This is a genomic window from Streptomyces sp. SM18 (assembly GCF_002910775.2).
Lineage (GTDB): Bacteria > Actinomycetota > Actinomycetes > Streptomycetales > Streptomycetaceae > Streptomyces > Streptomyces halstedii.
This window is the reverse complement of sequence record NZ_CP029342.1, coordinates 2331545-2347895: the sequence shown is the minus strand read 5'-3', so window position 1 is coordinate 2347895 and position 16351 is coordinate 2331545. Positions and strand designations below refer to the sequence as shown.

Annotated in this window: 12 protein-coding genes and 1 CRISPR repeat array; of the genes, 4 read left to right on the top strand and 8 right to left on the bottom strand. The window is 72.8% G+C overall.

Annotation, left to right across the window (positions count from 1 at the left end):
* Window positions 1-52: 52 nt before the first annotated feature.
* Both B9S64_RS10360 and B9S64_RS10355 read right to left on the bottom strand, forming a co-directional pair.
* Window positions 53-670: a hypothetical protein gene (locus B9S64_RS10360; protein ID WP_103493791.1), complete on the bottom strand. Its 618-nt coding sequence runs from the start codon at window positions 668-670 to the stop codon at window positions 53-55.
* 1158 nt (window positions 671-1828) lie between these two features.
* Entirely contained in the window at window positions 1829-2527 is a 699-nt protein-coding gene (locus B9S64_RS10355) for a TetR/AcrR family transcriptional regulator (protein ID WP_181012464.1), read from the bottom strand.
* Window positions 2528-2652: 125 nt separating this feature from the next.
* On the opposite strand from B9S64_RS10355, the gene B9S64_RS10350 reads away from it, so the two are divergent.
* Window positions 2653-3816 carry an NAD(P)/FAD-dependent oxidoreductase gene (locus B9S64_RS10350; RefSeq protein WP_103493789.1) on the top strand — a complete coding sequence of 388 codons (1164 nt, stop codon included), beginning with the start codon at window positions 2653-2655 and terminating at the stop codon, window positions 3814-3816.
* Window positions 3817-3851: 35 nt separating this feature from the next.
* Here B9S64_RS10350 and B9S64_RS10345 read toward each other — a convergent pair whose 3' ends face one another.
* Window positions 3852-4658 carry an alpha/beta fold hydrolase gene (locus B9S64_RS10345; RefSeq protein ID WP_103493788.1) on the bottom strand — a complete coding sequence of 269 codons (807 nt, stop codon included), beginning with the start codon at window positions 4656-4658 and terminating at the stop codon, window positions 3852-3854.
* A 411-nt stretch (window positions 4659-5069) separates the two neighbouring features.
* Window positions 5070-5588: direct repeats of the CRISPR family, unit length 29 nt; unit sequence CTGCTCCCCGCGCACGCGGGGATGGTCCC.
* A gap of 366 nt (window positions 5589-5954) precedes the next feature.
* Between B9S64_RS10345 and B9S64_RS10340 the strand changes: the two genes are divergently transcribed.
* The gene (locus B9S64_RS10340; protein ID WP_103493787.1) at window positions 5955-6416 is read left to right on the top strand and encodes a pyridoxamine 5'-phosphate oxidase family protein; all 462 of its coding nucleotides are present in this window, start codon (window positions 5955-5957) and stop codon (window positions 6414-6416) included.
* A gap of 533 nt (window positions 6417-6949) precedes the next feature.
* Here the strand turns inward: B9S64_RS10340 and B9S64_RS10335 are convergent.
* The gene (locus B9S64_RS10335) at window positions 6950-7603 is read right to left on the bottom strand and encodes a hypothetical protein (RefSeq protein WP_103493786.1); all 654 of its coding nucleotides are present in this window, start codon (window positions 7601-7603) and stop codon (window positions 6950-6952) included.
* Window positions 7604-7880: 277 nt separating this feature from the next.
* On the opposite strand from B9S64_RS10335, the gene B9S64_RS10330 reads away from it, so the two are divergent.
* Both B9S64_RS10330 and B9S64_RS10325 read left to right on the top strand, forming a co-directional pair.
* The gene (locus B9S64_RS10330; protein ID WP_103493785.1) at window positions 7881-10559 is read left to right on the top strand and encodes an alpha/beta fold hydrolase; all 2679 of its coding nucleotides are present in this window, start codon (window positions 7881-7883) and stop codon (window positions 10557-10559) included.
* Window positions 10556-11440 (top strand): ABC transporter permease, encoded by an 885-nt coding sequence (locus tag B9S64_RS10325; RefSeq protein ID WP_093674940.1) that lies wholly within the window; start codon window positions 10556-10558, stop codon window positions 11438-11440. Before B9S64_RS10330 ends, B9S64_RS10325 begins: the two co-directional genes overlap by 4 nt.
* A 93-nt stretch (window positions 11441-11533) precedes the next feature.
* Here the strand turns inward: B9S64_RS10325 and B9S64_RS10320 are convergent, their stop codons facing one another.
* From B9S64_RS10320 to leuA, 4 genes are all read right to left on the bottom strand, one after another.
* A complete protein-coding gene (locus B9S64_RS10320; RefSeq protein ID WP_370673423.1) occupies window positions 11534-12109 on the bottom strand; it encodes a GNAT family N-acetyltransferase in 576 nt (191 codons plus the stop codon).
* 67 nt (window positions 12110-12176) lie between these two features.
* Window positions 12177-13463: a phosphoribosyltransferase gene (locus B9S64_RS10315; RefSeq protein ID WP_103493784.1), complete on the bottom strand. Its 1287-nt coding sequence runs from the start codon at window positions 13461-13463 to the stop codon at window positions 12177-12179.
* A 251-nt stretch (window positions 13464-13714) separates the two neighbouring features.
* Window positions 13715-14554, bottom strand: a complete 840-nt coding sequence (locus B9S64_RS10310; RefSeq protein WP_237521213.1) for an ABC transporter ATP-binding protein — start codon at window positions 14552-14554, stop codon at window positions 13715-13717.
* A complete protein-coding gene (leuA, locus tag B9S64_RS10305) occupies window positions 14551-16248 on the bottom strand; it encodes a 2-isopropylmalate synthase (RefSeq protein ID WP_258037732.1) in 1698 nt (565 codons plus the stop codon). Before leuA ends, B9S64_RS10310 begins: the two co-directional genes overlap by 4 nt.
* Window positions 16249-16351 lie beyond the last annotated feature (103 nt).

The window sequence follows — 16351 nt, the reverse complement described above, 5'->3', positions numbered from 1 at the left end:
GGGGCGGCAGGCCACCGGCCTTCGACTGCGAGGCTCGCTGTTCCGAGAGCCCCTAGTTGAGGCCGTCGGACGACTCGGTGAAATCCCTAATCAAGGCTGTGGGATTGCTGGAAGAGACCAACGGTGTTCGACGGGTGGCTCCCTCACCAGCGTCTACAGTGACGCCCAGGTCACGGCGCATCGCCTCTCTCATGACGCTTATGAGAGACCAGAGCGCATGCTGCGCTTCGGCGGCTGAACGCAAGGTCTCGCCCGGTCGGGGGCTTTCCCGTTCCAGGCGCTTGATCTGTCCGTAGACCCCGGTCAGCGCTTCGTTCAGTTCGTCAGCCGGAACAATCACCGCATCGGGGGCGATCATCAGAGCCTCGGACCATCGGTCACGGTAGGCATCCTTGGTACCTTCCAACGCCGATACGTCCTCCTGCCCGAGGGTGTGATCCCGCATGACGTACAAGTGCCGGCTGAGTGCCGTGGCGAACTGCCTGGCATCCCGGTGCAGTTGTGTGTAACAGCTCCGACGTACCTCACGGTTCTCGCGAGCTTCCTGGATGGCATGGGCCATCTCCAACTCGCGCTTCTTGGTGCGGTCGGCGCCCCGCTGGGTAAGCAACGCGCCCCCAAGCGTTCCCGCTACACCAGTGATCGCAATGAGTACCGCCCCCACGTCCATTCGATCAGCCTAGACCGCGTCACCTGGCTGGCCGGATATAGGGCGGCGATCACGACTCGCCGCCTGAATCGCTGCGAGTGCTGATCCGAACGAAAGGCTCTAATTCTGGCTATGGGGGTTCCTGCATGGCCGGTGGTCAACGGGGCAGCCCTTAGGCTGGCCCCCGAGGTAAGGAAGGTTCGTCGCGTTGAGTCTTTTGCGTGTAATGCCGGAGTCGGTGAAAGTGCTTCAGAATGACCGACTGCGCCGGTAAACCTGCTGGTCGCGGAGTCTGCTCCCCGCGCATGCGGGGATGTTCCCTGGTTGAGCTGCCCGTCCGACAGCTCGTCCCACTGCTCCCCGCGCATGCGGGGATGGTCCCTTCACCCCTAGCACTTCATGGCATGCCGTACGCTGCTCCCCGCGCACGCGGGGATGGTCCCCTGACGACGATGGGCAAGGCCCTGGGTAACGGCTGCTCCCCCGCGCACGCGGGGATGGACCCCAGAATGTGAAGACGCTGCCGTAGCCGGTGGCCTGCTCCCCGCGTATGCGGGGGTGGTCCCGCTATGTAGGGGACGCCTCGGCGGTATGTGGCCTGTTCCTCGCGCGTGCGGGGGTGGTCCCAGCGGGATGACCAGGAAGAACAGGCCGGTGTGCTGCTCCCCGCGTCATGCGGGGATGGTCCCGTGGCGGCGGCTCCGTCGAGCAGGAGCTCGCGTTGCTCCCCGCATGACGCGGGGATGGGTGCCGTGTCCAGTTGCGGCAGGTGTAGTCATTGGTGCGGGGGTGTCGGCCGCGGTGTCGGCGCGCCCGCCCGCCGCAACTCGTATCCGTATTGCGGCAATTCGAGAAGTTTGCCTACAACTGTGCTTATGAGCCGAAGAGTTGCAACATCTGAGCAGGGCGCTCAGTTCGAACTTCGTCGGGGTGGGGTCCACGTGACCGTCCAGCGCGTTCCCGCGTGGCTGATCACCTTGGTGACCACGGCCGGGAGTGCTGCGGTCGCCTGGTGGGTGGGTCGCTGACGGGCGACTCCGACCTCGGGTTCCCGGCCGGCCGGAATGCGCGGCCCGAGCCCGAACCCCCGCCCATGGGCACAGCGCATGCGTGCGGGAGCTTCCCGGGAGGTGTGCGCGGCGGGCGGTGTCAGCGGGCATGTCCGGCATTCACGCGCGGTCACGCCGGACGGCCAGGCTCCGTGGTCGCGTTCAGGCCGGTCAGGAGCAGGTCGAGGCCGGTGGTGAACTGGTCGCGGTCGTCGTGGTCGCGCAGGTTCGCCGTGGTGCGCGTCAGGAACGGGTAGTCGGCCGGGTCGAGCGCTTCCCAGCGGTCGGCCGTCCGGGCCAGGAAGTCCTCGCGGCTGGTGGCCGGGGAGACGGTGAGGCCCGGGGCGATGATCTGGGCGCTGACGCCGGTGATGTAGTACGAGATCGCGGTGGAGACCTCGAAATGCCGCTCGGCGGGCAGGCCCGTTCGCGCGACCAGGCTGCCGATACGGTCGAACAGGCGCAGTGCGTTCGCCAGGGTGGCGGGTGCCGTGACACGGGACGCCGCCCACGCGTGCCGGTCGAGGGCGTCGAAGACGGTGACGGCCAGCGTGCGCAGCCCGGCGACGGCGTCGCCGGTGGGGGGCGGTACCTCTGCCAGGGCGTGGCCGAGTACGTGATCGGCGGCCAGGGCGACGAGCTCGTCCTTGTTGGCCACGTGCCAGTACAAGGCGCCGGGGCCGGTGCTCAGTCGCTCGGCGAGCAGCCGGAACGTAAGTCCCCGCTCGCCGTGCTCGTCCAGAAGCTCGACCGCCGCGCCCACGACCACCTCCCGCGAAAGGGCGTCGGCGCGTCCTCCGGCGGGTGCTCTTCCGCGTGTCCGTGGCATGCCCTCATTTTGACACACCCTGGAACGGCGTTCCATAGTGCTTATGGAACGTCGGTCCATATAGCGTCCGGGCAACTGTCCGGTGCTCCGTCCGTACAGGAACTCCGCACAGGAACGAGGAAGCCATGGACACCACCCGCACCACCCCTCACCATCCGATCGTCATCGTCGGCGCGGGCCTCGGAGGCCTGACCCTCGCCCGGGTCCTGCACGTCCACGGCATCCCCGCGACCGTCTACGAGGCGGACCCCTCGGCCCGGTCCCGCACCCAGGGCGGCCAACTCGACATCCACCAGGACGACGGGCAACGCGCGCTCGCGGACGCCGGTCTCACCGACGAGTTCCGCGCGATCATCCACGAGGGCGCCGAGGCCCTGCGCGTACTCGGCCCGCACGGCGAACCGCTGCACGAGGAATCCGACGACGGGACCGCGGAACGCCCCGAGGTGCTCCGCGGGGGCCTGCGGCGGATCCTGCTCGACTCCCTGCCGGACGGCACGGTCCGATGGGGGCACAAGGTCACCGGCGTCCGGCCCCTCGGCGACGGCCGGCACGAGCTGACCTTCGCCGACGGTTCGACCGTGACCAGCGGCCTCCTCGTCGGCGCGGACGGCGCCTGGTCGAGGGTCCGGCCCCTGCTCTCCGACGCGAAGCCCCGGTACATCGGCACGACCTTCGTCGAGACCTACCTGTACGACGTGGACGAGCGGCACACCGCGACGGCCGAGGCGGTCGGCGCCGGTGCGATGTACGCGCTGACCCCGGGAAAGGGGATCGTCTCCCATCGCGAGGCGGGGAACGTGCTCCACACGTACGTCCAGCTGAACCGCAGTGCCGAATGGGTCGCCGGGATCGACTTCACCGACACCGCCGCGACCGCCCGGATCGCGGCCGAGTTCGACGGGTGGGCGCCGGAACTCACCGCGCTGATCACGGACGGTGAGACCCCTCTGGTCGCGCGCATGATCCACACGCTTCCGGACGGACACCGGTGGGACCGCGTGCCCGGAGTGACGCTCCTCGGCGACGCCGCCCACCTGATGCCGCCGTCCGGTGACGGCGCGAACCTGGCGATGTTCGACGGCGCCGAACTCGGCCGGGCGATCGCCGCGCACCCCGACGACCCCGAAACGGCGCTCACCGTCTACGAGGAGGCGATGTTCCCGCGCAGCGAGGCCTTCTACGCCGACGCGCACGAGATCCTGGACCTCTGCCTGGGGGAGCGGGCACCGTTCGGACTCATCGATCTCTTCAACGGGGTCTCCCCGGAGCCGGAAGAGGCGTCGTAACGGTCCTGAGTCGCCCTGTCCGGGCGCTGGGCGCCTCACCCGTGGAGCACTCGCCCGGCCGCCTCCCTCACCGCGTCGGCCAGTGCGTCCGGGGCGGTGAGGTGGGCGATGTGCCCCTGCCCGGTGAGGGTGAGCGTCCGCGCGTTCGGGAGGGCCGCCGCCAGGTCGGCCACGCGCTCGCGCAGATGCGCGGGGCTGAGGTCACCCTGAACCAAGGTTGTCGGTACGGAGAGGTCCGCGAAGCGGTCGGTGCCGACGCCGAGGGCGTCGATCGCCTCGTCATCGGCGATCTGCGCGTCCGCGTGGGCGGCGAAGGCCGCCCGTACCCGTTGGTCGGCGAACATGGCGTCGACGGTGCTCACGGGCATGCGGACGATGTCGCGCATATGGATCCGCATCGCTTCGACCGGGTCGCCCGCGTCGAGTGCGGCACGGGCGCGAGCGCCGGCCTCTCCGGCGATCGGCCCTCGGGTGGGCAAGGGGGGCTCGTAGAGGAAGAGCCCGGCGAACGACGACGGAGCGAGTACAGCGGCTTCCAGCGCGGCGACGGCTCCCGAGGAATGCCCCACGAGGAGCATCGGGGACCCGACGACCTCCGCCACGGCGAGAACGTCGGCGGCCTCCATCGCCATTGAGTGGGGGAGCACGATGTCCGCTCCGGGTGCGTAGATACGGCGGTGGACCCTGACGACGCGGAAGTCGTCGGTCAGGCGACGGGCGACGCTGTCCCAGGCCGTCGCGTCCCCACCGCCCGGGTGGACCACCAGCAGGTTGGGCCCGGAGCCGTCGTCCAGGGCTGTGACGGTCCGGCCGTCAGCGGATGATGCGTGAAGCTCAGTCATACGTACAAGGGTGTCGGAGCTGCCGACAACACGCCCGCAGGCGATTGAGCGTCACGCGCAACCTCGTTGTCCGCTTCGCTCCGCGCATGAGCGCTCGTCCGATGGTGTGCTTTCGCGAGATCTCGTACCTGTCCGGCGTGCGCCTGCACACCGCGTCCCGGGCGAAGATCCGTCACGGGGTACGTCTCCGGCCGCAACAGCCCGACATGGGTGCGCTGGGAAACGCAGCAGATTGCGGTGCCGAGACGGCTGATGCCTGACTGATAACTGGTCTCTGGCGGCGGGAGCTTGGCTAGGCTGGCTCTCCGAGGGTAGGGGGTCGTTACGTTGAGGCTTTTGTGCGTAATGCCGGAGTCGGCGAAAGCGCTTCAGAATGACCGGCCGCGCAGGTAGACCCGCTGGTCACGGAGTCTGCTCCCCGCGCACGCGGGGATGGTCCTCGGGTCGACCACCCCACGATCGGCCCTGTCCACTGCTCCCCGCGCACGCGGGGATGGTCCCGGTTCTGGACGGGGGACCTTGACGCCAGGCCACTGCTCCCCGCGCACGCGGGGATGGTCCCACACCAGCCCACGCCCGGGCGTAAGCGATCTGCTGCTCCCCGCGCACGCGGGGATGGTCCCTCGTCCTCCCACCGGGTGCGCGCCATGCCGCGCTGCTCCCCGCGCACGCGGGGATGGTCCCGCGAACGCCACGCAGCCCCCGGCGATGGGTACCCTGCTCCCCGCGCACGCGGGGATGGTCCCGTGCGGGTGGTCTCAGAATCCACCTACCGACGCTGCTCCCCGCGCACGCGGGGATGGTCCCCGGTTCGTTCGCATCAGGTGCGTTTGCGATTCCTGCTCCCCGCTCATGCGGGGGTGGTCCCGAAGCCGAAGCGCTCCGGGCGCGGGGCTTCCTGCTGCTCCCCGCTCACGCGGGGGTGGCCCCGACCGTTGAAAGTCGGCGTAGTTGAGCGTGTCCTGTTCCCCCGCGTGAGCGGGGATGAACGATGTCGCAGCGCACAGCGACCGGAGCGCCGTCCTCGCGGCCGAGCCGGAACCGGCCAGGAGGTGATCGAGAACGGCTCCTGGGCACCGGACACCGGTGTCACCGGACCAGACCACCCGGCACCGCGTCGGCCGGGGCGTCAGTGACGAGGTCTGTGTGGCGGGCCGCCCGATACCGCGATCCCCCGGGGTCTCGCGGCCCGCCATGGTCTCGCGGTGGACCGTCCGTTCCAAGGGGGCATCCGTCGCTGGGAGTAGGTCCCGTGCCTCAGGTGCCCTCCGCGCCCGCTGGTTAAGGTCGGTCCGTATGGAGACCTCAGGAACCGGTCGTCGCCCGACGGCGGAGCGTACGCGCGACGTGCTGGAACGGCTCGCCACCGAGCGGGACGTATGGGTGGCGACGGCTCACCCTGATCACGGGCCGCACCAGGTGCCGTTGTGGTTCTTGTGGGACGGGGAGGCGGTGTGGATGTGTACCGGCGCCACTTCCGTGACTGCCCGGAACGTCCGCGTGGAGCCCCGCGTCCGTCTGTCGCTTCCGGACAGCTTCGACGTGGTTCTCCTTCAGGGGGAGGCGGAGTGCTTCCCGGACCAGGAGGTGCCCTCACACGCGGCGGAGGCGTTCGCCGCGAAGTTCGGGTGGGATCCGTGCGTGGAAGAGGGTCCCTTTACGTATGTACGCGTGGTCCCGAGCACCGTGCGTGCCTGGCGCGGTGAGCCGGAACTGCGCGGGAGACTCGTCATGCGCGACGGGGTGTGGCTGGATTGACGCCTCCGCCCCGGCCATGCCCTCTCCGGAGCCGGCCCTGGGTGCTCTGTCGCCGATCGGCCCGGTCGGGTGCCGACGGGCCGCTCGCGCCAACTCCCGTACGCTTCTTGGGTGGCGGCTGTCCTCCGGCCGCTTCCCGCCGATGCGGGAATGGTCCTGCGGACGTGCTGCTCCTTCACCGCACCAAGGCCCGCTCCCCGCATGCGTGGGGATGGACCCCCCTGCTCGACGGCGACCTCGTACGCCGAGTGCCTGCCGCCCGCGTATGCGGGGATGAACCCTTCGGGGTGGTCGTGAGGGTGTATCTCACGCGCTGCTGCCCGCCCACGCGGGAATGCCCCACGCGGGAATGCCCCCCCGCTGGAATGCCCCCACGCGGGAATGCCCCTATGCGACGGGCCCGGACGACGACCGGCCCCTCCCGCTCCCCGCGACGCGGGGATGGCCCTCCCGGCGAGAACGAGGAGACCGCCGACACCACCTGCCCCGCGCGTCAGCGGGGACGAGCCCGGTCAGGCTGGCCCGCTCCGGCCTCACCGGCCCCCGTTGCCGCCCGTGCCCGGCGTCATCCACCCCGTGACCGCCAGCACCTCCGCCGCGATGTCGCCCACCGTCCGGTCGTCCGTCGCCACCCGGACCGTGTCCGGCGGGGAGTGCGCGTCCAGGAGGCGGGACTTGCGGGCGCTGCCCGCCAGTTCGCGGTCCAGGGCCGAGCCGATCTCGCGGGCCGTGAGGCGGGTCAGGGTCGTGGTGTCGGTGGCGGTGAGCAGGACGCGGATGATCCGTACGCCGGGGCCGAGGGCCCGCTCGAACATCGGGGCCGAGTCCGGCAGGACGCTCACCGTGTTCGTGTAGACGAGGCGGCGGTGGCCGAGAGCCGCGTAGGTGCCCCACACCGCCGTCAGGTTGGCCTCCGTGACCGCCGAGCGGTGCGGGTCGCCGGGCGGGGCCGGGTGGACCTGACCCAGGTAGTCGCCTTCCAGGATCGCGTGCGCCACGGCCGCCTCGCGGAGCCGGTCGGAGATCTCCCAGCCCACCGTCGTCTTGCCCACGCCCGCCCGGCCGCCGATCAGCAGCACCTCGGTGGGGCCCGGGGCCGGGGCCGGATCCACGATGCCGTCTGTGCCGCCCGTGCCGTCCGCGCTGTTCGTGCTGCCCAGGCCGCCCGTGCCGTCGATGTCGTCCATGCGCGTACCCTGCCAGGCCGTGCGCGGCCCCTGCGAGGGGATTACGCCTGATCACACCCCGACCGCCCTCCTCGTGCGGCGCTCAGCGAACAGGGCCCCGACCGCGTGGAGTTGATCCCTGGTGGTGGTGCGATGGATACGCGTCGGCGGGGGCCCTTCCGGCCGGTGGCGTACCGCGTGCGGAGTACGGGGTGGACGAGGCGTACCCCTCAGGGAGGTCCGCAACCTCACCCCGGGGGCGCCCGGGGGCCCGGGGCGTGCCGTTTAGGGTCGGACCATGGAGACTCCGACTTCCCGGTGGCGTGCCCGGCTGCCCCGCGCCCGGGTCCGGCTGCCCGGCACCCCGGGCAGGTGGGCCGCGCTCGTCGCCGTGCTCGTCCTGCTCGCGGGTGCCGGCACCTGGGCCGCCGTGGCCGACGACAGCACACCGTCCGTGCACCGCGAGGACCGGATGATGCCGATGAACGGGGTGTCCGTCGACACCTCGTACTTCACCAGCGGCGACCCCGGCCGGCCCCGGCCCGCCGTGCTCATCGGGCACGGCTTCGGCGGCAGCAAGGACGACGTACGCGCCCAGGCCGAGAAGCTGGCCGCCGACGGGTACGCCGTGCTGACCTGGTCCGCGCGCGGATTCGGGAGGACCACCGGGGAGATCGGCCTCAACGCGGCCGACGGCGAGGTCAAGGACGTCTCCGGGCTCATCGACTGGCTCGCCACCCGGCCCGAGGTGCTGCTCGACGCGAAGGGCGACCCGCGCGTCGGCGTGACCGGGTCCTCCTACGGCGGGGCCGTGTCGCTGCTGGCCGCCGGACACGACCCCCGGGTGGACGCCGTCGCCCCGGTGATCACCTACTGGGACCTGGCCGAGGCCCTGTTCCCCGACGGGGTGTTCAAGAAGCTCTGGGCCGGGATCTTCGTCACGACCGGCGGCGGCTGCCAGAAGTTCGAGAAGAGCCTCTGCGCGATGTACGAGCGGGTCGCGGTCGACGGTAAACCGGACGAGGCCGCGCGGGCGCTCCTGACGGAACGTTCCCCCGTGGCCGTGGCCGACCGTATCGACGTCCCCGCGCTCATCGTCCAGGGCCAGAGCGACTCCCTCTTCCCGCTCGGGCAGGCCGACGCCATGGCCCGCGCGATCCGGGGCAACGGCGCCCCCGTCTCCGTCGACTGGATCTCCGGCGGGCACGACGGCGGGGACACGGAGGCCGACCGCGTCCAGCACCGCATCGGCCAGTGGTTCGACCGCTACCTCAAGGACGACAAGGGCGCTGACACCGGGCCCGCCTTCCGGGTCACCCGCACCGGCGGCGTCGACTCCACCGACGGGGCCGCCCTCATGCGCGGTGCGGACGGTGCCGTCTACCCGGGGCTGCACAGCGGCGGCGAGCGGTTCGCCCTCGACGGGCGGCGCACCCAGACCGTCCGCAACCCCGCCGGGGCCAACCCGCCCTCCGTCTCCGCCCTGCCCGGCATCGGCGGCGGGCTCTCCCAGCTGTCGTCCCTCGGCGTCGGGCTCTCCCTCGACTTCCCCGGCCAGTACGCGCGCTACGACTCCGCCCCGCTGGACGCACCGCTACGCGTCACCGGCTCACCCACCGTCCGCGTGAACGTCAAGGCCGACCACGGCGACGCCGTCCTCTTCGGCAAGGTGTACGACGTCTCCCCGGATGGCAAGCAGCAGGTGCTGCCGTCCCAGCTCGTCGCCCCCTACCGGATCGCAGCGGGCGAGCAGGGCGAGCCCGTCGAGCTGACCCTGCCCGCCGTCGACCACGAGATCGCGGCCGGGCACCGGCTCCGCCTCGTCCTGTCCGCGACCGACCTGGGCTACGCGTCACCCGCCGAGCCGGCCACGTACACCGTGTCCCTCGACGGACCCCTCACCGTCCCCACCGCGCCCGCCGTGACGACCGCCGCGACCGGACTGCCCTGGTGGACCTGGGGGCTTCCGGCCGCCGGGCTCCTTGTCGCCGCCGCCCTGCTGCTCACCACCCGCAGGCGTTCCGCCGCCCCCGCACCCGACCCGGACCTCGCCCGGGTACCGCTGCGGATCACCGGCCTGTCGAAGAAGTACGCGGGCGCCACCGACCGCTACGCCGTCCGCGATCTCGGCTTCCAGGTGGAGAAGGGCCAGGTCCTCGGCCTCCTCGGACCGAACGGCGCCGGCAAGACCACCACCCTGCGGATGCTGATGGGGCTCATCACCCCCGACGCCGGTGAGATCCGGGTCTTCGGACACGCCATCCGGCCCGGGGCGCCCGTGCTGTCCCGGGTCGGCTCCTTCGTGGAGGGCGCCGGTTTCCTCCCGCACCTGTCCGGCCGCGCCAACCTGGAGCTGTACTGGCAGGCCACCGGACGCCCCGCCGAGGACGCCCACATGGACGAGGCGCTGGAGATCGCCGGGCTCGGCGACGCCCTGGCCCGTGCCGTACGCACCTACTCCCAGGGCATGCGGCAGCGCCTCGCCATCGCCCAGGCCATGCTCGGCCTGCCGGACCTGCTCATCCTGGACGAGCCGACCAACGGCCTCGACCCGCCCCAGATCCGTGAGATGCGGGACGTGATGATCCGGTACGCGGCCGCGGGCCGCACCGTGATCGTCTCCAGCCACCTCCTCTCCGAGGTCGAGCAGTCCTGCACCCACCTCGTCGTCATGGACCGGGGCCGGCTCGTCCAGGCCGGGCCGGTCGCCGAGATCACCGGGGCGGGCGACACGGTCCTGGTGACCACCGCCGAGGAGGTGCCCGAGCCGCTCGCGGAGAAGGTCGCCGCGCTGCCCGGCATCGGCTCCGCCGTCCGCGCCGACGACGGGCGCGGCCTGCTCGTCCGGCTGGACGGGGCGACCGTCCCCGCCCTGGTCAGTGAGCTCGTCCGGCTCGACGTACCGGTCACCGGGGTCGGACCCCACCGCCGCCTGGAGGACGCCTTCCTCACCCTCATCTCCGGAGGTTCCGCATGAGCCCCGCCAGCGAGCTCCAGAGCCTGGCCGAAGCCCCCGGCTACCGGGCCCGACGCACCCTGCCGCTGCGCGTCGAGGCGATGCGGCAACTGCGCAGGCGCCGCACCCTGCTCATGGGCGGGGTGCTGGCCGCCCTGCCCTTCGTGCTGATCACCGCCTTCGCGATCGGCGGGACACCCGGCGGCGAAGGGGGCGGTCGCGGCGGTTCGCGGATCAACCTCATGGACGTCGCCACCCAGTCCGCGGGCAACTTCGCCGCCACCTGTCTGTTCGTCTCCGCCGGGTTCCTGCTGGTGGTGCCGGTGGCGCTGTTCTGCGGGGACACCGTCGCCTCCGAGGCGAGCTGGTCCTCGCTGCGCTATCTGCTGGCCGCGCCCGTGCCCCGGTCCCGGCTGCTGTGGAGCAAGCTCGTCGTGGCGCTCGGCTTCAGCCTGGCCGCGATGGTGCTGCTGCCGCTGGTCGCACTCGGGGCGGGAGCCGTCGCCTACGGCTGGGGCCCGCTGCGGCTGCCCACCGGTGGCGCGCTCGCCACGGGCGACACCGTGCCCCGGATCGCCCTCGCCGTCGCGTTCGTCTTCGTCTCCCAACTCGTCACGGCCGGGCTGGCGTTCTGGTTGTCCACCAAGACGGACGCACCGCTCGGCGCGGTCGGCGGCGCGGTCGGGCTGACCATCGTCGGCAACGTCCTGGACGCCGTCACCGCGCTGGGCTCCTGGCGCGAATTCCTGCCCGCACACTGGCAGTTCGCCTGGGCGGACGCCCTCCAGCCGGACCTGGAGTGGGGCGGGATGGCGAAGGGGGCGGCGGTCTCGGTGGCGTACGCCCTGGTCCTGTTCGCCCTGGCCTTCCGGGGGTTCGGCCGCAAGGACATCGTGTCCTGAGGCCGGTCGTACGTACACGGCCCGCCCGTCGTGGACGTCTCGCCCGCCGCACACGGCTCGCCCCCGGTCCGTGCCCGCCCGCGCGTCAGGCCGCTACCCGGCACCGGCGGCGGCACCGGCGCCCGGGTGGGCGGGGCCGAGCAGTACGGTCAGGGCGGCCCGGCCGGGTACGGCTTCCGGGAGCCGGTGCCATCCGGCCCGCCGGTAGAGGCGCAGCGCGGACCCGGCGCGCAGCGAGGTGAGCAGCCAGCAGCGTCCGCCGGGAGCAGCCGCGGTGACCGCCGTGAGCAGTGCCGCGCCCGTTCCCGTACCGCGAGCGGCCGGGGCCACGGCCAGTTCGTCGACCTCCAGGGCCCCGCACAGCCGGTCCGTCACCCGCCGCGGGCCCAGGGCCGCCGCCACCGCGTCGTACGCGCGTCCGCTGGGGAAGGGGTCGGGGGTGGTCCAGGCGGTGGCGAAACCGCTCACGGCGCCGTCCGCGTCGAGGGCCAGCGCCGCCGTGAACCCGGGGCGCGCCGCGTCGGTGGCGAGCCGCTCGACGTACCGGCGGGCCGCCGCCGGGTCGTCCTCGTGCCACGGCGGGCCCGAGAAGGCGTCCGCGTACACCCGCCGTATCCCGTCCGCGTACGCACCGACACCCTCGCCGTCCAAGACCCGCACCCGCACGATCGCCCCTTCCCCCTGTGCCGCTCGGTGCGGAAAGGATAGGGGCGAGGGCGGGACGGCCGGGGCGGGCTCAGGGGGCCGTGTCCGGCTCTTCCGGCAGCAGGTGTGCCGTGAACCAGTCGCGGGCCAGCGCCGCGACCTGGTCGAGGGCCCCGGGTTCCTCGAAGAGGTGGGTGGCGCCGGGGACGACCTCCAGCCGGTTCTCGCAGTGCAGTGACGCCTGCGCCTGCCGGTTGAGGTCGATCACCGTGCCGTCGTCGCCGCCCACGATCAGCAGGGTCGGCGCCCGTACCCCGGACAGGTCCGCGCCGGCCAGGTCCGGGCGCCCGCCCCGGGAGACCACCGCGCCGACACCCGAGTCCGTCGCCGCCGCGGCCCGCAGCGCGGCGGCCGCTCCGGTGCTGGCCCCGAAGGAGCCCACCGGCACGGACACCCGGTTCCGCAGCCACCCGGTGGCGTCCGCCAGCCGGCCCGCGAGCAGCCCGATGTCGAAGACGTTGGCCCGGTCCGTCTCCTCGGCGGGGGTGAGCAGGTCGAAGAGGAGGGTGCCCAGGCCCGCGCCGTTCAGGACCGACGCCACCGCACGGTTGCGGGGGCTGTGCCGGCTGCTGCCCGAGCCGTGTGCGAACACCACGACCGCGCCCGTCCCGCGCGGGAGCACCAGGTCCCCGGCCAGCCGGGTCCCGCCCGACTCCACCTCGACCTCCTCGGACACCGTGCCGCCCCGGCCCGCCCGCGCCAGCAGGGCCACGACCTCGTCGTCGGAGGTCTGGGAGAAGTCCTGGTACCACTCGCCCACGGAGGAGAAGAGGGCCGGGGTGGACAGGCACACCACTTCGTCCACGTCGTCGCGCAGCCGGGCCACCACGTCCGGCGAGGCCACCGGGACGGCCAGCACGACATGGGTGGCGCCCTGCTCCCGTACCACCCGGCACGCCGCGCGGGCGGTCGCGCCGGTCGCGACACCGTCGTCCACCACGATCACCGTGCGCCCCCGCAGCGGCAGCCGCTCCCGGCCCGCCCGGTAGGCGTGCGCCCGCCGCTCCAGCTCGGCGGTCTCGGCGCGCTCGACCGCCAGGACGTCCGCCTCGCTGATCCCGGCGTGCCGGACGATCGCGTCGCTGACGACCCGCGCCCCGCCCTCGCCGACCGCACCGAAGCCCAGCTCAGGCTGGTAGGGGACGCCCAGTTTGCGCACCACCGTCACGTCGAGCGGGGCGCCCAGTGCCCGCGCCACCTCGAACGCCACCGGAACCCCGCCGCGGGGCAGGCCCAGGACCACCGGCTCCCGCTGCCCGAGGTGCCCCAGCGCCCCGGCCAGCCGGCGTCCGGCGTCCGTACGATCCATGAACAGCACTGTCGCTCGCCTCCGGAGTCCGCGCCGTCTTCGGCGGGGGCGGTCCGTCCCCGTCCCCACCTTCGAAGCAAACCCATACGGGCGCGCCCGGCAACCGGGGGCGGCGCCCCGCGCAGGGGAAGTGGTGCGGAGGGCCCCGGCGGCGCGCGACACGGCACCTGACGCGCCGGGCGCGCGACGCGGAACCTGACGCGCGGGCCCGGACGGCCCGGACGGCCCGGACGGCCCGGCCGGTCAGCCCGTCCGGCCAGTCAGCCCGTCCGGAGCGCCGCGGCCGTCCGCCCCGTCCGTACGCTCCACCGCCCCTCGTCGCGGAAGAGCCGGACCGGATGGTCGAAGCAGCGGCTGACCAGGTCACCGGTCAGGATCTCCTCGACCGGCCCGGCGGCCAGGCACCGCCCGTCCCGCAGCAGCATCGCGTGCGTCGTCCCCGGCGGCAGCTCCTCCAGATGGTGGGTGACCAGGACCGACGCCAGCTCCGGGTGGGTCTGCTGGAGCGTGTCGATCCGCTCGATGAGCTGCTCGCGCCCCGCCACGTCCAGGCCGGTCGCGGGCTCGTCGAGCAGGAGCAGCCGGGGCTTGGGCATGAGGGCCCGCGCGATCAGCACCCGGCCGCGTTCCCCCTGGGACAGGGTCGGCCAGAGGGCGTCCCTGCGGTGGCCGAGGCCGAGCAGGCCGACGAGATGGTCGGCCGTGGCCAGTTGGTCGGGTGTCGGGCGCCGCCGGGGGACCTTCTCGATGCTGTTGGTCAGCCCCGTCAGCACGACGTCACGGACCTTCAGCGGCGAGCGCAGGCCGTGCCGGGGATCCACATGCCCCACGTACGCCCGCAGGCTGCGCATGTCCACCCGCCCCAGCCGGTGCCCCAGGACGTCCACGGTGCCCCGGGTGGGGTGGGTGAGGGCGCCGAGCAGGCCGAGCAGGGTGCTCTTGCCCGCGCCGTTCGCGCCGAGCAGCGCCCAGTGCTCACCGGTCCGCACCGTCAGCGACACCTCGCTCAGGATCGGCCGGCCGTCCCGGACGACGTCCACCTCCCGCGCGCAGAGGACCGGAACGGTGCCCGTGGTGGCCATGGTGGGTTCCGCGCTCATGACCGGCTCCCGAGGGCGCGGTTGACGGCGGCCATGACGGAGCTGACCGACGCGGTCAGCACCGACGTGTCCCACCCGGCGCCCCAGCACGTGGTGCCGTCCACCCGGCACTCGGCGTAGGCGACGGCGGGGGAGTCCGGCCCGGCGGCCGTCGCGTGCTCGGAGTAGCCGAGGATGTCCACGCTCACCCCGGCCGTACGCAGGGCGTCGGTGAGGGCGGCCAGCGGCCCGTTCCCGGTGCCCCGGCAGGTGCGCTCCCGCCCGTCGATCCGCAGGACGCAGGCGAACTCATGGGCGCCTGGGGCCGTTTCGGCGGTACTCCAGGACACCGGCTCGACGGTCCCCTCCTCGGCGGGGGCGATGTAGATGGTGCGGAACAGCTCCCACAGCTCCTTCGCCGACAGCTCCCGACCGGTGTCGTCGGTCACCCGCTGCACCGCGCGCGAGAAGTCCGGCCGCATGCCCCGGGGCAGGTCCAGCCCGTGGTGCGTGCGCAGCAGATGGGCGATACCACCCTTGCCCGACTGGGAGTTGATGCGGATGACCTCCTCGTACGTACGCCCGATGTCCGCCGGGTCGATCGGCAGATAGGGCACCGCCCACGCCGCCTCGCTCTCGGGGACGCCCCGCTCGGCGGCGCGCCTCGCGTGATCGGCCATGCCCTTGGCGATGGCGTCCTGGTGGGTGCCGGAGAAGGCCGTGTGCACCAGCTCGCCGCCGTACGGGTGGCGCGGGTGGACCGGCAGGCGGTTGCAGTGCTCCACCACCTCCCGTACGGCGTCGATGTCGGAGAAGTCCACCATCGGGTCCACGCCCTGCGCGTACAGGTTCAGGGCCAGGGTGACGAGATCGACGTTGCCGGTGCGCTCGCCGTTGCCGAACAGGCAGCCCTCGACCCGCTGCGCCCCGGCCAGGACGGCGAGTTCGGCGCAGGCCACCCCGGTGCCCCGGTCGTTGTGCGGGTGGACCGAGAGGATCACGGAGTCACGGCGGGCCAGATGGCGGTGCATGTACTCGATCTGGTCCGCGTAGACGTTGGGCGTGGCGATCTCCACCGTCGCCGGGAGGTTGTGGACCACCGGGCGGTCCCAGCTCGCCTCCCACCGCTCGGTGAGGCTGTCGCACACCTCCAGCACGTAGTCCGGCTCGGTGAGGTTGAAGACCTCCGGGGAGAACTCGAACCGGATGTCGGCACCCGGCCGTTCCTCGGCCCGCCGCATCAGATACGTGGCCGCGTCGAGGATCATCGCGTGCAGTTCGGCCCTCGACCGTCCCAGCACCACGTCCCGCCAGACGGGGGCGGTGGCCGTGTACAGGTGGACCAGGGTGCGGGGGAGCCCTTCGACGGACGCGATCGTGCGGTCGATCAGGTCCTCGCGGGCGGCGGTGAAGACGGACACCGTCACGTCGTCGGGCACCGCGCCGCTCTCCGCCAGGTGGCGCACGAAGCCGAAGTCGGTCTCGCTGGCGGAGGGGTAGCCGACCTCGATCTCCTTGAACCCCATGGCGACCAGGAGGTCGAACATCCGGCGCTTGCGGGCGGCGTCCATGGGTTCGGCCAGCGCCTGGTTGCCGTCCCGCAGGTCCACCGGCACCCACAGCGGGGCCCGTGTCAGCCGGCGCGCGGGCCAGCTCCGGTCGGTCAGCGGCAGCGCCACCCGGTCGTGGGCGGGCCGGTAGCGGTGGTGCGGCATCGCGCTCGGGCGCTGCGGATTCCACGCGGGGGCCCCGGCGGGCACCTTCCCGGCGGGCGTCCGCAGGGTCGGGAACGCGGTGGTCCGGAGGGGTGCGGCGGCG

What these genes read in the sequence shown, in the direction of transcription:
- B9S64_RS10360 (WP_103493791.1), bottom strand. Translation starts at nt 670, where the DNA reads ATGGACGTGGGGGCGGTACTCATTGCGATCACTGGTGTAGCGGGAACG.
- B9S64_RS10355 (WP_181012464.1), bottom strand. Translation starts at nt 2,527, where the DNA reads ATGCCACGGACACGCGGAAGAGCACCCGCCGGAGGACGCGCCGACGCC.
- B9S64_RS10350 (WP_103493789.1), top strand. Translation starts at nt 2,653, where the DNA reads ATGGACACCACCCGCACCACCCCTCACCATCCGATCGTCATCGTCGGC.
- B9S64_RS10345 (WP_103493788.1), bottom strand. Translation starts at nt 4,658, where the DNA reads ATGACTGAGCTTCACGCATCATCCGCTGACGGCCGGACCGTCACAGCC.
- B9S64_RS10340 (WP_103493787.1), top strand. Translation starts at nt 5,955, where the DNA reads ATGGAGACCTCAGGAACCGGTCGTCGCCCGACGGCGGAGCGTACGCGC.
- B9S64_RS10335 (WP_103493786.1), bottom strand. Translation starts at nt 7,603, where the DNA reads ATGGACGACATCGACGGCACGGGCGGCCTGGGCAGCACGAACAGCGCG.
- B9S64_RS10330 (WP_103493785.1), top strand. Translation starts at nt 7,881, where the DNA reads ATGGAGACTCCGACTTCCCGGTGGCGTGCCCGGCTGCCCCGCGCCCGG.
- B9S64_RS10325 (WP_093674940.1), top strand. Translation starts at nt 10,556, where the DNA reads ATGAGCCCCGCCAGCGAGCTCCAGAGCCTGGCCGAAGCCCCCGGCTAC.
- B9S64_RS10310 (WP_237521213.1), bottom strand. Translation starts at nt 14,554, where the DNA reads ATGAGCGCGGAACCCACCATGGCCACCACGGGCACCGTTCCGGTCCTC.
- leuA (WP_258037732.1), bottom strand. Translation starts at nt 16,248, where the DNA reads ATGCCGCACCACCGCTACCGGCCCGCCCACGACCGGGTGGCGCTGCCG.